Below are 21,176 nucleotides of genomic sequence, written 5' to 3'. Positions count from 1 at the left end.
ACGCGATGAGCTTAACTTGAGACTGAAAGGCCACTTTATACACAAGGAGAATGCGCCGGATGACGTGGTCCATTCGCTCTCTCGTTTTCGTTGCCCTGTCCTGCTTGGCGATCATCGCGCCGCAAGGGGTTCAAGCTGATGAGAAGACAGCCTACCCGATTGTTATCAAACATGCTTTCGGAACAACCACGATAGAGAAAAAGCCGAAGCGGATTGTCACCGTTGCCTGGGCGAACCATGAGGTCCCCCTTGCACTCGGCGTGGTTCCTGTTGGGTTTGCGCGAGCCAATTTCGGTGATGAGGACAATGATGGTCTCTTGCCTTGGGTGGCCGCAAAGTTGAGGGAACTCGACGCTGATACGCCAGTACTCTTCGATGAGGGCGACGGGATCGATTTCGAGGCCGTGGCCGAAACGCAGCCCGACGTCATCCTCGCATCCTATTCCGGCCTGAGCCGGTCCGACTACGAGACACTCAGCCAGATCGCCCCCGTCGTTGCCTATCCCGAAGCGCCCTGGTCAACCGACTGGCGCGACATGATCCGCCTCAACAGCGCCGGCATGGGCATGGCGGAAGAAGGTGAAGCGCTGATCACAAAGATCGAAGGCGAGATTGCCGAGACGGTCAGCCAGTATCCGCACCTGAAGGACAAGTCGGCCATGTTCGTCACGCATCTCGACACGACAGACCTGAGCACGGTCAATTTCTACACCACCAACGATACGCGGGTGAGATTTTTCAAGGACCTTGGCCTGAACTCCCCCAAAAGCGTGGTCGACGCCTCCAAGCCGGGCCAGTTCTCTGGCTCCATCAGTGCCGAGCGCGTCGACATGTTCGATGACGTGGACATCGTCGTGACCTATGGCAGTCAGGAATTGCTGGATGCCATGAAACACAATCCGCTTCTCGCCAGAATGCCAGTGGTCGAAAACAATGCAGTGGTCATGCTGGGCAGAAATCCGCTCGGGACCGCTGCCAATCCCACGCCGCTTTCCATTTCCTGGGTACTGAAGGACTATGTCGCCCTTCTCGCCGGCGCGGCCGATAAAGCAAAATGACTTTCGCCCGCGTCCGGCGCTCAAGCCAGCCGATCACTATATATCGGTCCAACAAAGCAAGGACCGGCTGGCTCGGCGCCGTCGTCCTTCTTCTCGTGATCCTCTGCGTTCTATCCGTGTCGCTCGGCACGCGTGAAGTGCCGTGGTCTGACATTGTCGCGGCCCTGCGCGGCCATATGGACACCGTCGGACAGGCCGCTGTCGCCATGCGCATTCCGCGCACCTTGCTGGCGGTTCTCGCCGGTGCGGCACTCGGACTGGCGGGCGCGATCATGCAAGGCATCACCCGCAATCCGCTGGCGGACCCCGGCATTCTGGGCATCAATATGGGCGCGTCGCTCTCCGTCGTCATCGGCGTTGCGTGGTTCAACATCGTTTCTGCACCAGCTTATATCTGGGCAGCAATATTCGGTGCCGGTTGTGCCGCCGTCTTCGTCTATATGGTCGGATCGCTTGGCCGTGGTGGCGCGACACCGCTCAAGCTCGCGCTGGCCGGTGCAGCCACGTCGGTGGCATTTTCCTCGTTGGTTATCGCCATCGTGCTACCCCGCAACGACATCGCCGGCGGCATTCGCGCCTGGCAGATCGGTGGCGTTGGCGGTGCAACTTTCGACCGACTCTCTTATGTGCTGCCGTTTCTCGCCGCCGGTTTCATTGTCAGCCTTCTATTGGCGCGCAAACTGAACTCGCTCGCACTCGGCGACGAACTTGCCGCCGGGTTGGGAGAAAAGGTTGCCTTCGCACGCGCAGTTGCGGCGCTCGGCGCAATTCTGCTGTGTGGCGCAACCACCGCCATCTGCGGTCCCATCGGCTTTGTGGGTCTGGTTGTGCCGCATCTCTGTCGCCTGCTGGTAGGCGTGGATCACCGCTGGCTGTTACCGTTCTCGGCCCTCAGCGGAGCCTGTCTCCTGCTTGTTGCCGATATTGTCGGACGCCTCATTGCCCGTCCTGCCGAACTCGATGTCGGGATCGTCACCGCCCTGATCGGTGCGCCGTTCTTCATCTGGATCGTCAGACGCCAACGGGTTCGCGAGTTGTAACCATGCTGCATGCCACCGCTGATCTCATCGCCCGAAACCGTCGCAGCCGCACCCGCAAGCGCAATCTTGTGATCGGCCTTCTTCTGGTCATTCTCGTCGCCCTCTTCCTCCTCACTTTGATGCTGGGCCAATCTTTCACCCCGCCGAAAGATGTTGTGCGGGTGCTTCTGGGCGAAGATGTTCAAGGCGCAAGCTTCACGGTCGGGAAGTTGCGCCTGCCGCGCGCCGTCCTGTCCGTATTGGCAGGGCTGAGCTTCGGCCTCGGCGGCGTCGCATTCCAGCTTATGCTGCGCAATTCGCTCGCAAGCCCCGACATTATCGGCATCAGTTCCGGTGCAAGTGCTGCAGCTGTTTTTGCAATCGTTGTGCTCTCGCTGAGCGGCCCCATTGTTTCGATCTTTGCCGTTGTGGCTGGGCTTGCCGTAGCGCTTGCCGTCTATGGACTTTCCTTCAGGAACGGGATTGCCGGAACCCGTCTTATCCTTGTCGGCATTGGCGTTTCGGCGATGCTCGAAAGCTTCATCGCCTATATTCTGTCGAGCGCTCCGGCATGGAGCTTGCAGGAAGCCATGCGTTGGCTCACCGGCAGCGTCAACGGCGCAAGGCTGGACCAGATGCTTCCGCTTCTGATCGCCCTGATCGTTTTAGGCGGTTTGCTTTTGAGCCGGTCTCGCGATCTCGAAGCATTGCGGCTGGGCGACGACAGCGCTGCAGCATTGGGAACCAATGTCGGGCGAACCCGGATCGTCATCATCATTGCCGCCGTCGGTATGATAGCCTTCGCCACAGCCGTCTCAGGCCCCATCGCCTTCGTCGCCTTTCTGTCCGGCCCCATTGCAGCACGCATCATCGGCAGTAACGGTTCCCTGCTCGTCCCGTCTGCGCTGATCGGAGCCATACTTGTTCTCGCTGGCGACTATTGCGGACAATTCCTGCTGCCGGGCCGCTATCCGGTTGGCGTCGTCACCGGAGCTCTGGGCGCTCCCTATCTCATCTACCTTATCATACGTGCCAATCGCAGCGGGGCATCCCTATGACCGATCACACTCTCATCGTGCGTGAGCTGACCACCGGCTATGGTGACAGGCTTGTGCTGGACGGTCTCGATCTTGAAATCCCCTCCGGCAAGGTGACCGCGATAGTCGGAGCGAATGCCTGTGGAAAATCCACGCTTTTGCGAACGATGTCCCGGCTTCTGGTCCCGCGCCACGGGCAGGTGCTGCTTGACGGCAAGTCGATCCACACCCTCCCCTCCCGGCAACTGGCACAGACGCTCGGTCTGCTGCCGCAATCGCCGGTGGCGCCAGAAGGCATATTGGTCGCCGATCTCGTCAGCCGAGGTCGAAACCCCTATCACGGCGTTTTCTCGCAATGGACGCGGGCCGATGACGAAGCAATCGCAGCGGCACTTGAAGCAACTAGGACAACCGAACTGGCTGACAGACCGGTAGACGAACTTTCCGGCGGCCAGCGCCAGCGCGTGTGGATTGCGATGGCACTGGCGCAGCAGACCGACATCCTCCTGTTGGACGAGCCGACGACCTTTCTCGACATCAGTCACCAGGTTGAGGTTCTGGACCTCCTCACCGACCTCAACCGGGAGCGCGGAACCACAATCGTCATGGTTCTGCACGATCTCAATCTTGCTGCCCGCTATGCAGATTTTCTGGTCGCAATGGCTAACGGACAGCTACACGTAACCGGGACGCCTGACGAAGTGCTGACGGAACAAAATGTCCGCGATGTCTTTCATTTGGAAAGCCGCATCATGACCGACCCGACCTCCGGTCGCCCCATCATGCTGCCTTTGGGACGTCATCGCCTCCGTCAAGAACGTCTTGAAACGCAGCTCGAACCCTCAGACGGATAGCCGCCTGCGCTGCAACAGGCTTTTGCTGACTTCTCTGCCCCACTGATTTTATAGCGCCGTGATCCGTCGATCGCGGCGTTTTTCGTTCTGGCGCAGTCACAATGCAGTGCGTCATTTAACACGCCTTTTTATCTATAATAATTTCACTTGAGTCGCCAGCATACATGCGAATAATCTATATTTCATAGATTCTTTCTATTTTTATAGATAAAGTGGAGAAGGCATGCTCAATATGGTGCAATCGAACCCGAAAGGCGTTGAGAAAACGGCGTCCAAATCGGAACAAGATGCATGGACGCTCGCAAGCGCGCGTCTGCTCTACGATCTTCCGTTCAACGATCTTCTTTTCGAGGCACAGAACGTTCATCGTGCCAATTTCGATCCGAACCGCGTTCAGCTCAGCAAACTGCTCAATATCAAGACCGGTGGCTGCCCCGAAGATTGTGGCTATTGCAGCCAATCGGCGCATCATGCCTCGGGTCTGAAAGCCTCCAAACTGATGAGCCTGGATACGGTTCTCGAAGAAGCGCAGAAGGCAAAGGATAGCGGCGCAACCCGCTATTGCATGGGCGCGGCCTGGCGCAGCCCAAAGCCGCGTGATGAACCGGCGATTGCCGAAATGGTCAAACAGGTGAAAGCGCTCGGCCTGGAAACCTGCATGACGCTTGGCATGTTGAGCCCGGATCAGGCGCAGACCTTTGCGGAAGCGGGACTTGATTATTACAACCACAATATCGATACGTCGGAGCGGTTTTATCCGCAGGTCATCACGACGCGCAGTTTCGATGATCGGCTGGAAACACTCGCCCATGTTCGTGAAGCCGGAATCAAGGTTTGCAGCGGCGGCATTCTCGGCCTTGGAGAAACCGAAGATGATCGCATCGATATGCTCGTGACGTTGGCAAATCTGCCGACACCACCGGAAAGCGTGCCAATCAATATGCTGATCCCGATGCCCGGATCGCGGCTGGAGAAAGCATCGCCCGTCGACCCTATCGCCTTTGTCCGCATCATCGCGCTTGCCCGCCTGATGATGCCGCAATCGCATGTGCGACTGACAGCCGGGCGCAATTCGATGAGCGATGAAATGCAGGCTCTGTGTTTTTTCGCAGGCGCAAATTCGATCTTTATCGGTGACACGCTGCTGACCGCCGCCAATCCGGGCGAAGACCGCGACACAAGCCTTATGCGGCGGCTTGGCCTGACCGCCGACACGCTGGACAACCATGCATAACACGGATCCATTGGCCCGTTACGCCGCCAAGCTGAAAAACCTTGAGCGGCGGCGGCATCTGCGCACGCTTTCGGGCAATAAGGGCGCAGACTTCAGTTCGAACGACTATCTGGGCCTTGCCGCATCACCGTCGATCCGCAATGCTTTGATTGCCGAGCTGGAAAACGGCCTTGCCGCCGGGTCTGGCGGCTCCCGGCTGTTGCGGGGCAATCACCTGGAACACGAATTTCTGGAGGCCGAAGCCGCTACCTGGTTTCGGGCGCCGTCGATGCTTTATTTCAGCAATGGCTATGCGGCAAATCTCGCGGTTCTCTCGACCTTGCCGCTGCGCGGCGATCTGATCGTCTATGACGAGCTTATCCATGCCAGCGCACACGAAGGCATGCGAGCCGGAAAGGCCGACATCGTCTCCGTCCCGCATAACGATGCGGATGCATTCGAGAGAGCCATCCGCACATGGCGCGAGAAGGGAGGAATTGGCATCCCCTGGATTGTGGTGGAAAGCCTCTATTCGATGGATGGCGACCGCGCGCCGCTCTCCGATCTCATTGAGATAGCAGACCGCCACGATGCATTTCTTTTCATCGACGAAGCCCATGCCACAGGCGTGCACGGATCGGACGGGCGCGGTTTTACTGCCGGACTGGAAGACAGACCGAATGTTATTACGCTTCACACCTGCGGCAAGGCGATGGGAAGCGCCGGCGGGTTGGTTGGAGCAGACCCAATCCTGCGCGATTTTCTGGTCAACCGCGCGCGGCCTTTCATCTATTCGACCGCGCCCTCACCCTTGCAAGTGTCGGCGACACGGCGTGCGCTCAAAACCATGGCCGCCGAACAACATCGGCGGCACGAATTGCATCGGCTTATCGACGTCGCCAACGCGCAATTCGCCAATCGCTTCGGCAGGTCCGGCAGCGGAACGCAGATATTGCCGCTCGTCATTGGCGATGCCGACCGCACTTTGCGTATTGCACATCGCATGCAGGCCGAGGGCTTCGACATGCGCGCCATACGCCCGCCAACAGTGCCTGCCGGCACGGCGCGACTGCGCATCACCATCACGCTCAATGTCGACGAACCCACGATAACGCGCATGTTCGAGCACCTTGCCGCGATCATGGCAGAGGAAATGATATGAACCGCACCTTCATCATCACCGGCACCGATACGGGTATCGGCAAGACCGTCTTTTCCGCAGCCCTTGCGGGTGCGCTCAACGCCTATTACTGGAAGCCGGTTCAGTCGGGGCTGGAAGAGGCAACTGACAGCGAAACCGTTGTCCAGCTTGCCGGGCTATCACGTCGGAACGTGATCCCCGAAAGCTGGCGCCTGAATACGCCTGCTTCACCGCATCTTTCGGCGCAGATCGACAGGGTGGAGATCGATACGGATGCACTTGCAGTACCATCGGTCGATGCGCCTCTGGTGATTGAAGGTGCAGGCGGATTGCATGTACCGCTGACGCGGCGCACGACGTTCATCGATGTTTTTGCGCGCTGGCGGAAGCCGGTCATCCTCTGTGCAAGAACCGGGCTCGGTACCATCAATCACACATTGCTTTCGCTTGAGGCATTGAACCGACGCAATATTCCCGTGCTCGGCATTGCCTTCGTCGGCGATCATCAACCGGATACAGAGAAGATCATCCCGGAACTGAGCGGCGTGCGCAGACTGGGGCGGCTGCCCCGCCTTGCGAAACTTGATCCGGACGCACTCCGCCAAGCCTTTCGCGAGCATTTCGACATAAACATTTTTGGCGGAGCTTCCGAATGACCGCGCATTCGTCTCCCGTCTGGCATCCTTTCACCCAACACGCCACCGAACCGGCTTTCCGCAGGATCGTCAAAACTGACGGTGCCTATCTGCTAGATGAAACCGGCAAGTCCGTGCTGGATGCCATATCGTCATGGTGGGTGATTACCCATGGGCACCGCCACCCAAAGATCATGGCGGCAATCCGGGACGCATTGGAACGGTTTGATCAGATCATCTTTGCCGAGTTTACTCACGAACCGGCAGAAAGGCTGGCGCAAGAGCTGGTCAAACTCGCCCCGCAGGGCCTCGCCCATGTGTTCTATTCCGACAGCGGTTCCACAGCGGTCGAAGTCGCGATCAAGATGGCGCTCGGCTTCTATCACAACAGAAACGAACCGCGTTCACGCATCGTGGTGATGGAGCATAGTTATCACGGCGATACGATCGGCACCATGTCCACCGGCGCGCGCGGCGTGTTCAACGCCGCTTATGAACCCTTGCTGTTTCAGGTCGACACCATTCCGTTTCCGTCGGCGGGGCGAGAGCAGGAAACGCTTGATGCGCTGGAACATTTCTGCCGCAATGGCGAGGTTGCAGCCCTGCTGATTGAACCGCTGGTTCTGGGTGCAGGCGGCATGAAAATCTATTCCGCGCATTTGCTGGCTGAATTCCGGCGGATTACGCAGCGCCACGGAACACTTCTCATCGCCGATGAAGTGATGACCGGATGGGGGCGCACGGGCACCATGTTCGCCTGCGAACAGGCCTCCATCACACCGGATATTCTGTGTCTTTCCAAAGGTATTACTGGCGGCGCTCTTCCGTTGGCTGCGACGCTCAGTACTGCTGAAATCTTCGATGCGCATTTTTCGAAAGATCGCAGCCGCACGTTCTTCCATTCCAGTTCCTATACCGCCAATCCGATTGCCTGCGCGGCAGCATGTGCCAATATCGAAGTCTGGCAAACAGAACCCGTTGCGGATCGTATCAAGACGCTCGGTCAATGGCATTCCGAACGACTTTCACGCTTTCAGGGTGATCCTCGTTTTACCAATCTGCGCCAGCAAGGGACCATTGCTGCCCTCGATCTCGCGGTCGAACAAACCGGCTATCTCTCCGATGCGGGGCCGAAACTGAAAGCCTTCTTCCGCGAACGGGGTGTGCTTCTGCGTCCGCTCGGCCATGTGATTTATCTCATGCCACCCTATTGCGTGACGCCAGCTGATCTGGACCTCGCCTATGACGCGATCGACGCGGCAGCGGACATGATAAGGGGCGGGGCGCGATGAGCATTTCGAGCCGTATGGCGGGCTTTGGTCATTATGTGCCAGACCGCCGTGTTGCAAATGCCGAACTGGAGCAGCGTTTTGGGCTTGAAGCTGGCTGGATCGAGAGACGCACCGGCATCCGCGAACGACGCTGGGCGGCGCCGGATGAAACGCTGACGGATATGGCAATGAAGGCCGGTGCAATGGCGCTCGACAATGCCGGTGTTCCACACAGTTCGGTGGCGCTCGTCATTCTCGCCACATCGACGCCGGATCATCTTCTGCCGCCTTCCGCGCCCCTTCTCGCGCACAAGCTGGGGCTGGAAAACTGCGGCGGGATCGATCTGGCGGGCGCTTGCTCAGGTTTTCTCTATGCACTTGTGCTGGCCGACGGCTTCGTCAAAAACTTCCGAAAGCCGGTTCTGGTGGTCGCAGCCAATATATTGAGCCGTCGCATCAGCATGGAGGAGCGCAACACGGCAATTCTCTTCGCGGACGCTGCTGGAGCCGTTCTGCTCGCACCGTCAAACGACCCGCATGAAGGACTGCGGGGATCAGCACTCATATCCGATGGCGGGAATTATGGCCTGATCTCCATTCCCGCCGGTGATACAAGAATGACCATGCAAGACGGCAAAGCCGTCTTTACGCAGGCCGTTCGCATGATGACGCGTTGTGCAGCGGATGTGCTTGAACAGGCAAAGTTAGCCGCCGCCGATGTGGACAGGTTCTTTCCTCATCAGGCCAATATGCGCATGATCGATAAAGTCTGCGACCAACTGCATCTGCCTGCTTCTATCGCGGCAAGAACGATCCATACATTCGGCAATTCGTCGGCGGCGACGATTCCGCTTTCGCTGTCGCTGGCATCGAAATCACGGCCTTTTCAGCCCGGTGAGCGGCTTCTTTTATCGGCAGCCGGTGCCGGAATGCTCGCCGGCGCTGCAGTCTGGAAAATTGGAGGCCGTTGAAACTCGATCACGCTTCGTGCTGGTTGCGATAAAGCTCATAGGCAAATCTTGCACGCACGCCAATGTCGAGAAACGGCCTTGGCGGAACAGCTGATGGCGTTCCGAGGCTGAGCATATCCGATATCAACCCATTATCCTCGCCCAACGCCATTTCGGCGGCCAGTCTCCCGCTGATCGTGCCCTTGGCGATGCCGACAGCATTCTGGCAAACGGCGCTCCAGACATTCGGAGCGACCTTCCCGAAACCCGGCGCGCCATTGCGCGAAAGACAGATGTAGCCAGTCCATGTGTGTTCGACATGGACGCCACGAAGCATCGGAAACCGTTCGTCAAAAAGACGCTGGTGATCCTGCCGAACCGAAGCCCGGCGCGCATCCGACTGGCGCATGCCGGGGCTGAACTCAATGTTCTGCCGGATGAGGATGCGGCGATCGTTTGTATAGCGCATGGTAATGCCTGCAAAGGCGTTGGCAGGTGTTGAGCCCCATGACCCGATATTACCGAAAATACCTTGTTCCTTTTCGGTCAGAGGTCTCGTGAAACTGGCATGGGCTGCAAAGTTCAGAAGTCGTCCCTTCCAGAAACCGAAGCGCGTCGCAAAGCCGTTAACCGCCACAATCGCTTTCGGAGCGGCAACAGTTCCTTCCGCAGTCCGCAGAAGCACTTTCGAACCGAAATCCGCCTCCAGAACCGGAGACTGTTCAAAGAGTGTCACATTCTCTGGCAATGCGTCGCCCAACCCACGATTGAGCGCAGCCGGATTGATCAGAACCGTACCGGGCGTATAGATCGAGGCCGCGAAATGCGACGTGCCCAGACGTTTCGTCGTTTCTTTGCCATCCAGCCATTCATAGGGCTCATTCAGCGTCTTCAACATCTCGAGCGTCGGCTGCAGAATCTCTTTCGCGCCACGCTCCGACGAAGCCGTATGATATTTGCCGTCCTCACTCCAGTCGCAGTCAATACCATATGTTGTAACGCTATCGCGTAATGAAGCGATGCCTGCCCGTGCCAACCGCAGATAAGCATGCCCCTTCGCCAGTTCCTCCAGAGATGACCCGACATTGTGCGGGAGATCTATGGCAAAACCGGAATTACGCCCGGATGATCCTTCGCCAAGTTGCTGGCCATCCAATATCACAATCTTTGCATCTGGCCGTAGCTCCGCAAGACGACGCGCAGCACCAAGTCCGGCAAATCCGGCACCGATGACAACAAAATCGGCGACAATATCACCGCGCAATGACGGCTTCGGTTGCCGTGCTGGCAGAAGTGCGCTCCAGCCGTTGGTCTTGTCATCTTGGGGAAGTAATCCGATCTTCTTCATGGTCTGCTTTCAAACTGCTGCGCCCAGTCGGACGGATAAAGGCTGTAAAATACCAGCGCGTTCTCGGCTATATAGGTGAGTTCTGTTCCGGCAGCTTGCTTTCCAAGACAATTCTCGCTCGCTCATTATCAATGATAACCAAATATATATATTTAGCACATTCTTATTTATTATTATTTAAGAAGTCTCTAAATCAACTAAAAATATAGATATAGAAAACTCGGCGCTCATTACAACTTCAGGGCTGTTGCCAATCCATAATCTATACTCAATTAGTGACTTATGAATTGATTGCAATATTTTCGACGAAACTGCTTGTCTTGCAAATTCGTTGAGCGGCAGGAGCAGTATGAAACATTCAACCGGAACAGATTGCACCACCTCATCCGCCAAGCTTACGCAAAGGCGCATAAAGGCATTGGCTCACGGTCTTTCGCAGTACTTGTGCTCGACCGTCTCCTATTCTGCAATTGCGTTGGCTGGAGTGACGACAATAGTCGCTGCCAATCCCGTTCGGGCTGACGATTATCATTATATCGGCACACACTCCCTTCTAGACAGATGGGGTAGGCCTGCGTCCTGGGCGGAAGGCAAGCTTCCCGGCGGCGGCGACCGGGCCATTATTGCGGGATCTGCAACCGGTATTATCCCCGCTGCAAGCGCTATCGGTTCAATATGGATAACCCAAACCAGCGCCCTGAAAACGTTCAATCAGTCCTCAGTTTCTGCTGCAATTACAATCAACGGCATTGACGGTGCCGGTGTTCGAACAGATGCCGCGCAGATGATAAATTTTTTCCGCGGAACAAATGTAGGCGGGAATATATCCATTCAGGCGACCAACGAAGCCGGGGGCGGATTTAACTTTTCTGCTCCTCCGGCCGGAGGAAGTACGACAGGATTTCTTGAGACAAACGGCTATACTGTAACATTTGATCCAGTCAACACAGCCAACCTAATGAATGTAACCGGAGGTTATGAAATTATTGGTTCGGGAAATCTGGTCAAGACTGGCGCAGGGCTTCTGACTATCGAAGGATACACCAATAATTCGGCATTCACTGACTCGCCCGCGCAGTATTCCGGAAGCACCTGGATCCAACAGGGAACACTGGCTCTGATAGGCACTGCCAGCCTGCGACGTTCCAGCGTTGTTCGTGTCGACGGTGTTTTCGATATTTCTGCGACCGCCGACGGTCAGTATGACCCTTCGGGAATTCCGGGAGGCACCAGCGTGGCCGTCCTGACCGGCAATGGCAGCATCGTGCTCGGCGCACGCAATCTGACCTTGAACGAAGGCGGGAACGACTTTGCCGGACAGATTTCGGGAACCGGAAAGCTCATCTTGCAGCAAGGCACTACCGTTCTTTCCGGAGAAAGCACTTATAGTGGTGGCACAGATATCAACAGCGCCCATCTGTACGTTGGCAATGCCAAGGCATTGGGCAGCGGTGCGGTAAACATGCAAGGCACTGCCGCACTCGGCTTCCTCGTCGATGACTTGGTGATTAAGAATGACATCATTCTTGCAAGCGGCAACACATCGGCAATCGATACCGGCACTTTCAATGAAACGCTCGGCGGTGATATCAGCGGCGACGGTTCCCTCACCAAGCAAGGAGACGGCACCCTGATCGTTGCGGGCGCCAACACTTATACCGGCTCCACGAATGTGCTGGCTGGCACGCTGCGGGCTGGCGCTGCAAACACTTTCAGTGCAGCCAGCGCCGTTGATCTGGCCGCAGGAGCCACACTCGATCTCGGTGGTTATAATCAATCCATCGCCAGTTTTTCAAATGCAGGCACGTTGAAATTTGGCACGAAGCCCGGAACAACATTGATGATTGCCGGAAACTATACTGGCAACGATGGTCTGCTTATCCTGAACACCGATCTTGGAGGCGATGATTCTGCTACGGATAGGCTCGTGGTCACCGGCGACACTTCAGGCAATTCCACAGTCAACGTTAACAATCTCAAAGGCGAAGGTGCGCCGACCGTCGAGGGGATTAAAATTATTGAGATCGGCGGAGTGTCCGACGGCGAATTTTCACTCAAGGGCGATTATGAAATCCAGGGCGAGCAGGCTGTTGTAGCTGGAGCATACGCTTATCAGCTCTACAAGAACGGTAAAACCAATCCGACCGACGGCGACTGGTACCTGCGTTCGGCATTAAAGCCCAAAACGGTCGATCCGGTAACACCGACAAGCCCTTCAAAGCCGCTCTATCAGGCGGGTGCTCCGCTCTATGAAGCTTATCCGCAGGTGCTTCAGGCATTGAACGGCCTGTCTACGCTGCAACAGCGGGTTGGTGATCGCTATTGGGCTACGGACGAGAATGGGGGCACGAGCAACACGACCCGATCGTCGGTATGGGGTCGAATTGAAGGCGCACATAACCGCCTCACGCCCAACTCGACGACGACATTGACATCGTACGACGTCGATACCTACAAAATGCAGGCTGGCCTCGATGGCCAGTTCTTCGACGGCGATAGCGGTAGACTGATCGGCGGATTGACGGCGCAATATGGCAAGGCATCTGCAGACGTCTGGTCAGTATTCGGTGACGGTACCATCGATACCGATGGCTACGGGCTTGGCGCGACACTGACATGGTATGGCGACAATGGCATTTATGTCGACGGTCAGGTTCAGGCCAACTGGTTCGACAGCGATCTTTCTTCTGTGACAGCAGAAAGAGGCATGACCGATAGCAACAAGGGCTTTGGCTATGCGCTGGGCATGGAAACCGGAAAACGGTTTGCCGTTGCCCCTGGCTGGACGCTGACGCCACAAGCGCAACTGATCTATTCGTCGATTGATTTTGACAGCTTTAACGATGGGTTTGGTGCACGCGTATCGCTGAAAGACGGCGACAGCCTCAATGGTCGCCTTGGCCTATCAGCTGACTATCGCAAAAGCTGGCAGGCTGCGAACGGGTTGATTTCCAGCACCAACGTATATGGCATCGCCAATCTCTACTATGAGTTTCTAGATGGCGCTCGTGTCAATCTTGCAGGAACAGCCCTCAGCACCGAGAACGACAGATTCTGGGGCGGCGTCGGCCTTGGCGGCACTTACAGCTGGTCTGGCGGGAAATATTCGCTTTACGGAGAAGGCATGTTGAAGACCAGCCTTGCGCATCCAAGCGATAGCTTCGGCGTAAATGGCACCGTCGGTCTCAAGGTCTCATTCTGACAAGGCGACAACAGGTCGCGTGAGATTAATGCATAAACAGGCGGCGACAGGAAACTTCCTGTCGCCGCCTGTTTATTTTCAAGTTAGTTCGAGCCATCCATAGAGCGGATTTTCCGCGCAGTTGCCTGCAACAGTGTAAAAGCCTCGAAACGCCTGTCATGCCATCTGGCGCGCCCGGCATCCGGTCTGTTCACCTCACCAAGTTCCGACATGGCATGCATCGCAGAGGCAAGGTCAGGATATGCCCCTGACGCCACAGCGCCCAGCATGGCAGAGCCGAGCAGAACCGGCTCTGGCGAGGTGGAGGCGACGATGACAAGGCCGGTTGTGTCGGCAAGCACTTGTCGCACCAGATGCGAACGCGCAGCCCCACCTGAAACGACGATGGTATCGGTCACGATACCTTTTGCCTTTTGTGCCTCGACGATCTGCCGCGCACCATAGCCGAGACCGCACAGACCGGCGAGATAAAGCGCCGTCAGACTATCGATCTCGGCGTCGAGATCGAGCCCGACAATGATCGCACGCGCATCGGGATCAGCGAACGGTGCACGATTACCGAGGAATTCGGGCACGACATGAATGTCACCAACGATCATGGCCGTCTTTTCAACGCCGCCCCTTGCCTCAACTTCAGCAGCAAGACTGTCGGCTAAACCGTTGCCCTGAGCTGCTGCCAGCTTTTCAGCTTCTGCCGCGAAGGGATGCATATGGATCAGGTGATCAATAGCAGCACCTGCTGCTGACTGGCCACCTTCATTGAGCCAGAGACCCGGCACCATTGCCGAATAATACGGGCCCCACACACCGTCCACGAAAACAGGCTGTTCGGTCGTGGTCATGGTGCAGGCCGAAGTGCCGAACACATAGGCCATGCGTGACAATATCTGGCCTTCCGAACCACGCGCTCCAACTGTGCCGATGCCGCCCGCATGAGCGTCGATCAGACCGGCGGCAATTGCAGTACCCGGCTTGAGGCCAAGTTCTGCCGCAGCCTGTTCGCTCAAACCACCGAGGTTTTCGCCACCAGCGCGAACGTCGGTACCGATACGGACGAAATTTTCATCCGCCAGTTCGCCAAGGCCGACTTCACGGAAATAAGCCTCGTCCCAGCGCTTTTCATGGCTGAGATAAGTCCATTTGCAAGTGACCGTGCAAGCTGAACGAGCAAGACTGCCGCAGGATTTCCATGTGAGAAAATCGGTAAGATCGAAAAACTGCCAGGCAGCAGCGAAGGTTTCGGGCTTGTTTTCCTTGAGCCACAACAGCTTCGGCGTTTCCATCTCGGGGGAAATGGCACCGCCAACATAGTCAAGAACCTTCGCCTTGGTCGCATTGATACGCTCGGCCTGTCCGATAGCACGGTGATCCATCCAAACGATGATGTCCCGCGCAGGATCGTTGGATGGACCTACGGCAAGCGGCTTGCCGCCCTCGCCCAGCACAACCAGCGAGCAGGTCGCGTCATAACCGATACCGGCGATATCCGTCGGGTCGACACCGGCGGTCGCGACCGCTTCACGCACGCTTTCGCAAACAGCCTGCCAGATATTGGCACTCGACTGTTCGACAATGCTGCCCGCCTTACGCCAGATGGTGATATCGCGCTTGGCTGAAGCAAGCATGGTGCCGCTCGCGTCGAACAGACCGGCGCGGGCGCTACCGGTGCCGACATCGACGCCCAGATAGTAGCTGGTCATGGTCGCTCCCATTTACAGATCGAGGCTCTGCGGAAGAATGACCAGATCGCGAATGGTGATATTGCGCGGGCGGGTCAGCATGAACATCACCGACTCCGCAACTTCCTTAGGTTCCATCAGGCTGCCTGCGGCCAGTGCTTCATCAAGCTTGGCCTTCGGCCAGTCGCTGATGAGTGCGGTCACAACCGGTCCCGGCAGAACGCCGCCAACGCGGATACCATGCGGGGCGACCTGACGGCGAACCGTATGCACGAAGGCCTGAACGGCGTGTTTGGATGCCGTATAGATCGGCTCCCAGATCACCGGCACAACACCCGCAACGGAACTTGTCATGATGATATCGCCGGTCTTTCGTTCCATCATATGCGGCAGCACGGCATGAATGGTGCGGAAGGCCGCGTTAATGTTGAGGTTCAGCATGCGGTCCCATGCATCCGGGTCGCCTTCCCAAAGAGGTCCGCCAATATAAGCGCCCGCATTGGCATGGAACACGTCGAGCTGGCCCGCCTGTTCGAGTATCTGCGGCATCATCGTGGCGACAGACGCCGGATTGAGCAGATCGATGACCAACGGTTTGGCCTTGTCGCCAAGCTCGGCGCATTTTTCCTTAAGCGCCTTGTCATCACGGTCGACAAGAAACACCGTCATGCCCGCTTCGATCATGTGCTTTGCACATTCGAAGCCGATGCCAGAGGCAGCACCAGTAACGGCGCCAACTTTTCCGTTGAGATCCTGAGCCATTTTTCAGTCCTTGAAGGTTTAGGCGCGGCCGTGCGACTGGCGCGAGCGGCGGGCAAGGGAGTCGACAATAACGGCGATAGCAAGCACTGCGCCGGTAATCATGTAGCGAAGCGAAGATGACAGATCGAGCAGCGTCAGACCGCTGGCAATCGACTGGATGACAATGATACCCAGCAGAGCCGACCAGGCGCTGCCACGTCCGCCGAAGAGGCTGGTACCACCAATGACAGCCGCCGCAATGGCGTTGAGGTTAACGTCACCGGTGCCGGCCTGCTGGCTGGATGAGGCAAGACGCGAAGCGGCCAAGATGCCACCTGCTGCGGCCAAGATCGAACAAGTTACGAAGGCCGATATGTAGATGAAGTTCACATTGATACCGGCACGGCGCGCTGCTTCACGATTGCCGCCAACCGCCTGCATGGCACGCCCCCACTGGGTGCGGGTAAGTGCATAATTCATCGCAATGACTAGCGCCACGAACAGGCCGAACATCCACGGCACACCGCGCGACTGGTTGAGATAAAATACCGCGCCACCGACAATGACCGTGATGACGATAGCCTTGAACGCAATTCCAACCGACGAAGGCGCCGACAGACTGGCTTCGCGGCGACGCTGTGCAGAACGGAACCCGGTGAAGAAGATGGCAAGTCCGGCAATCAGCACCAATGCGTAGGACACAGGGCGCGGCATAACCAGAAGCTGGCCGAAGCTCACGAGCCAGGAGCCGTAAGGCAGATTGATTGAGCCGGTATTACCGAGCAGATAAAGCTGGAGACCGAGCGCGGCCAGCAGACCGGCCAGCGTGGAAACGAAGCTCGGCATGCTGAAGCGGTTATAGAGGAATGCGTAAAGCAGGCCGATCAGCGCGCCAGTGCACAGTGCCGCCAGCATTGCAAAGCCGACAGGCCAGCCATGATTGACCCAGAGCACACCGACGATTGCCGACGCCAGACCGCTAACCGAACCGACCGAAAGATCGATCTCGCCCAGCATCAGGATGCAGACGATACCGAGCGAAATCACGCCGATGGTCGAGCAGTCGAACAGCAGATTGACAAGGTTGTTGCTCGACAGGAAGACCGGGTTCAACGTCTGGAAAACAGTCCAGATGATGACGAGTCCGATGATAACCGGCAGTGATCCGAGATCGCCTGAACGCACACGATCAAAGAAACTGCGCAGCGCGCCTGAAACGCCTTCATCATGGCGCACGCGTGTATCCTGACGGTCGAGAGGGGTATTTCCGCTTGCCTGATTCATTATGCTTCTCCCCGATCATGGGTATGATCGGCTTCATGCTGCGCCTGACGCCGTTCGGCACGACGGGAAACGGAATTGCTGCTCGCGCCGGTGATGGCCGCGACCAGTTCCTCATTCGAGGAATCCGGGTAGAAAACGCCGTTGTTGCGGCCAAGGCGCAACACCACAATGCGATCAGCAACTGCGCGCACATCTTCCATATTGTGGCTGATCATCAAGACGCCCAGTCCTCGGTCGCGAACACGCTCGATAAGATCAAGAACCTCGGCCGTCTGTGCAACGCCCAGTGCCGCCGTTGGTTCATCAAGCATGATGAGCTTGGGATCGAGCAATAGCGAACGCGAAATCGCGACGGTCTGGCGCTGACCACCTGAAAGCGAGGCGACCGGCTCACGTACGCTCGGGATACGAGCGGAAAGCTCGTTCAGAAGCTTCCACGCCTTGATCTCCATGGACACTTCATCAAGGCGATAGGGGCTCATTTCGCGGCCAAGGAAAATATTGGCAACGACGTCGAGATTCTCACACAGCGCCAGATCCTGAAAGACCGTCGCAATGCCGAGATCGAGCGCAACGCCCGGCGACGAAAGCACCACCTTCTCGCCATTGAATTCGATAGTGCCGGATGTCGGCTGATGGACGCCTGCCAGCGTCTTGATAAGGGTAGACTTTCCCGCGCCGTTATCGCCGACAAGAGCGACAACTTCGCCCGGAAAGACTTCCAGATTGATATCTGTCAGCGCTGAAACGGCGCCGAAATTCTTGGATATTCCGCTTAGACGCAGCACTGGCTGCCGCGACGTTGTAGCGGCATTGTGATCTTGGGACATGTTCGCTTTTCCCTGGGTGTCGCAGTTTTCCCCAACGTCCACCGCGCAAGATAACACGCGCGGGGAAAGAAAGCGTCCGGCCCAAGCCGGACGCCATGGTTGGGTTACTTCGTGATACCGAGCTTCTTGCAGCCTTCGGCGTAACGGTCGACGCACAGCGTTTCAGCTGAAACGATGTTCTTGTCGATGATCTCCGCCTTGAGGTTATCAGCCGTCACAACCACCGGAACGAAAAGCTTCGACGGCGTATTGTAGAGCGTAGCTTCAGCCTTCGGGGTCTCACCGTTCAGAAGCTGACCTGCGACGCGGGCGGCTTCTGCTGCAACGATTTCAGACGGCTTGTTGATCGTGTTGTACTGATCGCCCGAAATGATGAGCTGAAGTGCGGCAATCGTCGCATCGTTGCCGGTAACAGGTGGAAGCGGATCAATGCCAGCCGCTTTCATAGCTGCAATCGCACCGCCAGCAGTGCCATCATTGGCAGCGACCACACCGACGATCTGGTCGTTGAAGCGGGTGATCTGGCCGCTCGCCCACTGCTGAGCCTTGCTCGGCGCCCATTCCGGCGTGTCATATTCGGCAAGCGTCTTGTAACCGCTATCCTTCAGGCCGGCATGAATACCGTTCTTGATGAGACCGGCTGCAGCATCGGTCGGCGAACCGTTGATCTGCAGAACGCCGCCCTTATCACCCGCAACGCCTTTGTCCTTCAGATGCTTGACCAGTGATTCCGCAATCGACTTGCCGATAGCTTCATTGTCGAACGACACATAGAAATCGGAGGTCGCATCCGGGATCGGACGGTCATAGGCGATGACCTTGATATCCTGCGACTGGGCGAGTTTGACCAGCGAAGCTGCCGCCGCCGTATCGACCGCGTCGAGCACGATCACCTTCGCACCCTGTGAAATGACCGAGTTGAACTGCTGCTGCTGCTTGCTCGCATCGCCATCGGCATTGAGATAAAGCACCTTACAGCTTTCACAGATTTTCTTCATCTCTGCGGCGAAGCCCGGATAGTCGCGCTCCTCATAGCGTGTCGATGCCTGGTCTGGCATCAAAAAGCCGACCACTGCATCCTTCACTTCTGCCTGCGCATTGCCCGCGAACGACGACAGCACCACTGCAGCAAAAGCTGCTTTACCAAGTATATTCTTCATGTCTCACTCCCATTGGGTTTTAATTTTGTATTTTACGTAAACTTGCAGACAAATTTTATCTCGCTATTCCACCCCATATGTCCTCCCTATAGCGACCTCCGGCTCCCTCGGACTCCTGTATTCCGGTGCCGTCTTGCTTTGCGGCACGGCAATCAAATCGAACAATACTCACAGGGCTTGTCACGCATGAAGGGAAGCCTTTTTCCCGGCCTCGGCATGTGTGCACCGCTCCTCTCGGCATATAATCAAGTTGCACCATCGATAGTGCAGCATAACCATCGCTCAACATCTGGCATCTGGTCAAGGGGAAAAATGACAGAGGAATGGATTGGATTACGTCTTCCCCTACTTGCAGCGAATGCTATCGGACCGCTAAGATCAAGGGGCCAATCCAGACGAAAAGCAGTCCTAATGAACATTCCCCGCAAAGTAACCATTTATGATATATCGGAGCGAGCTGGTGTATCCGCATCTACGGTTGCTTCCGTTATGAATGGCTCATGGGAAAATCGGAGAATTACAAAAGCAACAGCTGACAGAGTCCGAGTAATAGCGAGTGAACTTGGCTATACCACCAACCTTCAAGCACGCGGGTTACGCATATCCAATTCGGGTTTGATCGGCATGATCTTGCCGATGCTGGACAACCGTTACTTCAGCTCCATGGCCGCGTCGTTTGAGACGGTAGCACGCTCACGGAATCTTATTCCCGTCGTAGCCAGCACATTGCGCGATCCACAACAGGAACGCAGCACTGTGGAAACATTGATTGCCCACAATGTCGACGCTTTGCTGATCGCGGGCGCAACCGATCCGGACAGTGTCGCCGAACTCTGCGAAAAGGCTCATCTGAAACATATAAATGTGGACCTTCCCGGGAAGCACGGTGCATCCGTAATCAGTGACAATTATGAAGGCGCCCGCGTGCTGACGCAACAGATTGCCAGTCGCAGGTCACATCGAAAGGAAAACAGCTTCTACTTCATCGGTGGCGTGGACAGTGACCATAATACACGCGCACGCGTGCTCGGCTATCAAGATGAGCTAGCCGCACTGAACATCGCCATTCATGCCGACACCATCGTCACGAATGGATATGGTCCCGATACCGCCGCAGTGACGATCCGGGACATTTATGGCAAGTTGAATGGATTGCCAGAGGCATTGTTCGTTAATTCGACGAGTCCCTTTGAGGGCGTCGTCAGTTTTCTCAAGACACTGCCGGTTGACGAGGTTCGGGAGTGCTCCATCGGATGTTTCGACTGGGATCCCTTCATCGAAGTTCTCCACTTCCCGGTTGTGATGGTCCGGCAAAATGTTCAAGCAATGATCGAACGCGCCTTTAAGCTTCTGGACGAACCAGTTCAAACAACCGACCTACCGGAAATGATACCGACGGAACTGATCATCCCACGTGATATCTGATTTTCGTCGAGCGGAAAGAGTAGAAAGCTTTTTCCCATACATCCGGCAGCGGAACCGTCATCGAGAGAAATCACTCTACAACAGGCACCGATTAGATCGTACATGAAATAGCATCAAACATCGCTTGCCAGAATCAGACGGTTCCGGCCCAACGGATTATGGGTTTTATTGACGCCAACAACTCGGACAGACGTTCGAAACCTAAGATCATTTGAATTCACCTGCAAAGCCTTGGCCTTGGCTCGAGCCACAGTAGCAACAGTTGACTGTCACAACGTCCCACACGCACCAGAAAATGAAAGAAGCCCCGAAGGGCTTCTTCATTGGCT

17 protein-coding genes are annotated in these 21,176 nt (G+C 56.6%); 11 read left to right on the top strand and 6 right to left on the bottom strand.

Annotated elements, in window-relative coordinates:
* Window positions 1-59 precede the first annotated feature (59 nt).
* The 9 genes from OANT_RS14650 to OANT_RS14610 all read left to right on the top strand — a co-directional run bounded on the left by OANT_RS14650 (window position 60) and on the right by OANT_RS14610 (window position 9,199).
* On the top strand, window positions 60-1,058 hold the full coding sequence (locus OANT_RS14650) for an iron-siderophore ABC transporter substrate-binding protein (RefSeq protein ID WP_011982577.1): 999 nt from the start codon (window positions 60-62) through the stop codon (window positions 1,056-1,058).
* A complete protein-coding gene (locus OANT_RS14645) occupies window positions 1,055-2,098 on the top strand; it encodes a FecCD family ABC transporter permease (protein ID WP_011982576.1) in 1,044 nt (347 codons plus the stop codon). Before OANT_RS14650 ends, OANT_RS14645 begins: the two co-directional genes overlap by 4 nt.
* 2 nt (window positions 2,099-2,100) lie before the next feature.
* Complete coding sequence (locus OANT_RS14640) at window positions 2,101-3,135, top strand: FecCD family ABC transporter permease (RefSeq protein ID WP_011982575.1); 1,035 nt, start codon at window positions 2,101-2,103, stop codon at window positions 3,133-3,135.
* A complete protein-coding gene (locus OANT_RS14635; RefSeq protein ID WP_011982574.1) occupies window positions 3,132-3,968 on the top strand; it encodes an ABC transporter ATP-binding protein in 837 nt (278 codons plus the stop codon). The genes OANT_RS14640 and OANT_RS14635 overlap by 4 nt, the downstream gene beginning before the upstream one ends.
* Window positions 3,969-4,191: 223 nt before the next feature.
* On the top strand, window positions 4,192-5,202 hold the full coding sequence (gene bioB, locus OANT_RS14630; protein ID WP_011982573.1) for a biotin synthase BioB: 1,011 nt from the start codon (window positions 4,192-4,194) through the stop codon (window positions 5,200-5,202).
* Window positions 5,195-6,343, top strand: coding sequence for an 8-amino-7-oxononanoate synthase (locus OANT_RS14625; RefSeq protein WP_011982572.1), 1,149 nt, complete (start codon window positions 5,195-5,197; stop codon window positions 6,341-6,343). Before bioB ends, OANT_RS14625 begins: the two co-directional genes overlap by 8 nt.
* The gene (gene bioD, locus OANT_RS14620; protein WP_011982571.1) at window positions 6,340-6,978 is read left to right on the top strand and encodes a dethiobiotin synthase; all 639 of its coding nucleotides are present in this window, start codon (window positions 6,340-6,342) and stop codon (window positions 6,976-6,978) included. The genes OANT_RS14625 and bioD overlap by 4 nt, the downstream gene beginning before the upstream one ends.
* On the top strand, window positions 6,975-8,249 hold the full coding sequence (locus OANT_RS14615; RefSeq protein ID WP_011982570.1) for an adenosylmethionine--8-amino-7-oxononanoate transaminase: 1,275 nt from the start codon (window positions 6,975-6,977) through the stop codon (window positions 8,247-8,249). Before bioD ends, OANT_RS14615 begins: the two co-directional genes overlap by 4 nt.
* Window positions 8,246-9,199, top strand: coding sequence for a beta-ketoacyl-ACP synthase III (locus OANT_RS14610; RefSeq protein WP_011982569.1), 954 nt, complete (start codon window positions 8,246-8,248; stop codon window positions 9,197-9,199). The genes OANT_RS14615 and OANT_RS14610 overlap by 4 nt, the downstream gene beginning before the upstream one ends.
* A 7-nt stretch (window positions 9,200-9,206) precedes the next feature.
* On the opposite strand, the gene OANT_RS14605 is transcribed toward OANT_RS14610, so the two are convergent.
* The gene (locus OANT_RS14605) at window positions 9,207-10,526 is read right to left on the bottom strand and encodes an NAD(P)/FAD-dependent oxidoreductase (RefSeq protein ID WP_011982568.1); all 1,320 of its coding nucleotides are present in this window, start codon (window positions 10,524-10,526) and stop codon (window positions 9,207-9,209) included.
* Window positions 10,527-11,484: 958 nt separating this feature from the next.
* Here OANT_RS14605 and OANT_RS25140 point away from each other — a divergent pair.
* Window positions 11,485-13,728 carry an autotransporter family protein gene (locus tag OANT_RS25140; protein WP_158304332.1) on the top strand — a complete coding sequence of 748 codons (2,244 nt, stop codon included), beginning with the start codon at window positions 11,485-11,487 and terminating at the stop codon, window positions 13,726-13,728.
* A gap of 83 nt (window positions 13,729-13,811) precedes the next feature.
* Here OANT_RS25140 and OANT_RS14595 read toward each other — a convergent pair whose 3' ends face one another.
* The 5 genes from OANT_RS14595 to OANT_RS14575 form a co-directional block, all read right to left on the bottom strand.
* On the bottom strand, window positions 13,812-15,428 hold the full coding sequence (locus OANT_RS14595; protein ID WP_011982566.1) for an FGGY-family carbohydrate kinase: 1,617 nt from the start codon (window positions 15,426-15,428) through the stop codon (window positions 13,812-13,814).
* Window positions 15,429-15,440: 12 nt separating this feature from the next.
* A complete protein-coding gene (locus OANT_RS14590) occupies window positions 15,441-16,169 on the bottom strand; it encodes an SDR family oxidoreductase (RefSeq protein ID WP_011982565.1) in 729 nt (242 codons plus the stop codon).
* Window positions 16,170-16,187: 18 nt separating this feature from the next.
* On the bottom strand, window positions 16,188-17,432 hold the full coding sequence (locus OANT_RS14585) for a sugar ABC transporter permease (protein WP_011982564.1): 1,245 nt from the start codon (window positions 17,430-17,432) through the stop codon (window positions 16,188-16,190).
* The gene (locus tag OANT_RS14580; RefSeq protein WP_011982563.1) at window positions 17,432-18,262 is read right to left on the bottom strand and encodes an ATP-binding cassette domain-containing protein; all 831 of its coding nucleotides are present in this window, start codon (window positions 18,260-18,262) and stop codon (window positions 17,432-17,434) included. Before OANT_RS14580 ends, OANT_RS14585 begins: the two co-directional genes overlap by 1 nt.
* 104 nt (window positions 18,263-18,366) lie before the next feature.
* Window positions 18,367-19,422: an ABC transporter substrate-binding protein gene (locus tag OANT_RS14575; protein ID WP_011982562.1), complete on the bottom strand. Its 1,056-nt coding sequence runs from the start codon at window positions 19,420-19,422 to the stop codon at window positions 18,367-18,369.
* 411 nt (window positions 19,423-19,833) lie between these two features.
* Between OANT_RS14575 and OANT_RS14570 the strand changes: the two genes are divergently transcribed.
* The gene (locus OANT_RS14570) at window positions 19,834-20,847 is read left to right on the top strand and encodes a substrate-binding domain-containing protein (RefSeq protein WP_040128491.1); all 1,014 of its coding nucleotides are present in this window, start codon (window positions 19,834-19,836) and stop codon (window positions 20,845-20,847) included.
* Window positions 20,848-21,176 lie beyond the last annotated feature (329 nt).

The organism is Brucella anthropi ATCC 49188 (genome assembly GCF_000017405.1).
Taxonomy (GTDB): Bacteria; Pseudomonadota; Alphaproteobacteria; order Rhizobiales; family Rhizobiaceae; genus Brucella; species Brucella anthropi.
This window is presented reverse-complemented; position numbering and strand designations above follow the sequence as displayed.

Coding starts and splice junctions, on each gene's coding strand:
- OANT_RS14650 (WP_011982577.1), top strand. CDS start 60: ATGACGTGGTCCATTCGCTCTCTCGTTTTCGTTGCCCTGTCCTGCTTG.
- OANT_RS14645 (WP_011982576.1), top strand. CDS start 1,055: ATGACTTTCGCCCGCGTCCGGCGCTCAAGCCAGCCGATCACTATATAT.
- OANT_RS14640 (WP_011982575.1), top strand. CDS start 2,101: ATGCTGCATGCCACCGCTGATCTCATCGCCCGAAACCGTCGCAGCCGC.
- OANT_RS14635 (WP_011982574.1), top strand. CDS start 3,132: ATGACCGATCACACTCTCATCGTGCGTGAGCTGACCACCGGCTATGGT.
- bioB (WP_011982573.1), top strand. CDS start 4,192: ATGCTCAATATGGTGCAATCGAACCCGAAAGGCGTTGAGAAAACGGCG.
- OANT_RS14625 (WP_011982572.1), top strand. CDS start 5,195: ATGCATAACACGGATCCATTGGCCCGTTACGCCGCCAAGCTGAAAAAC.
- bioD (WP_011982571.1), top strand. CDS start 6,340: ATGAACCGCACCTTCATCATCACCGGCACCGATACGGGTATCGGCAAG.
- OANT_RS14615 (WP_011982570.1), top strand. CDS start 6,975: ATGACCGCGCATTCGTCTCCCGTCTGGCATCCTTTCACCCAACACGCC.
- OANT_RS14610 (WP_011982569.1), top strand. CDS start 8,246: ATGAGCATTTCGAGCCGTATGGCGGGCTTTGGTCATTATGTGCCAGAC.
- OANT_RS14605 (WP_011982568.1), bottom strand. CDS start 10,526: ATGAAGAAGATCGGATTACTTCCCCAAGATGACAAGACCAACGGCTGG.
- OANT_RS25140 (WP_158304332.1), top strand. CDS start 11,485: ATGAATGTAACCGGAGGTTATGAAATTATTGGTTCGGGAAATCTGGTC.
- OANT_RS14595 (WP_011982566.1), bottom strand. CDS start 15,428: ATGACCAGCTACTATCTGGGCGTCGATGTCGGCACCGGTAGCGCCCGC.
- OANT_RS14590 (WP_011982565.1), bottom strand. CDS start 16,169: ATGGCTCAGGATCTCAACGGAAAAGTTGGCGCCGTTACTGGTGCTGCC.
- OANT_RS14585 (WP_011982564.1), bottom strand. CDS start 17,432: ATGAATCAGGCAAGCGGAAATACCCCTCTCGACCGTCAGGATACACGC.
- OANT_RS14580 (WP_011982563.1), bottom strand. CDS start 18,262: ATGTCCCAAGATCACAATGCCGCTACAACGTCGCGGCAGCCAGTGCTG.
- OANT_RS14575 (WP_011982562.1), bottom strand. CDS start 19,422: ATGAAGAATATACTTGGTAAAGCAGCTTTTGCTGCAGTGGTGCTGTCG.
- OANT_RS14570 (WP_040128491.1), top strand. CDS start 19,834: ATGAACATTCCCCGCAAAGTAACCATTTATGATATATCGGAGCGAGCT.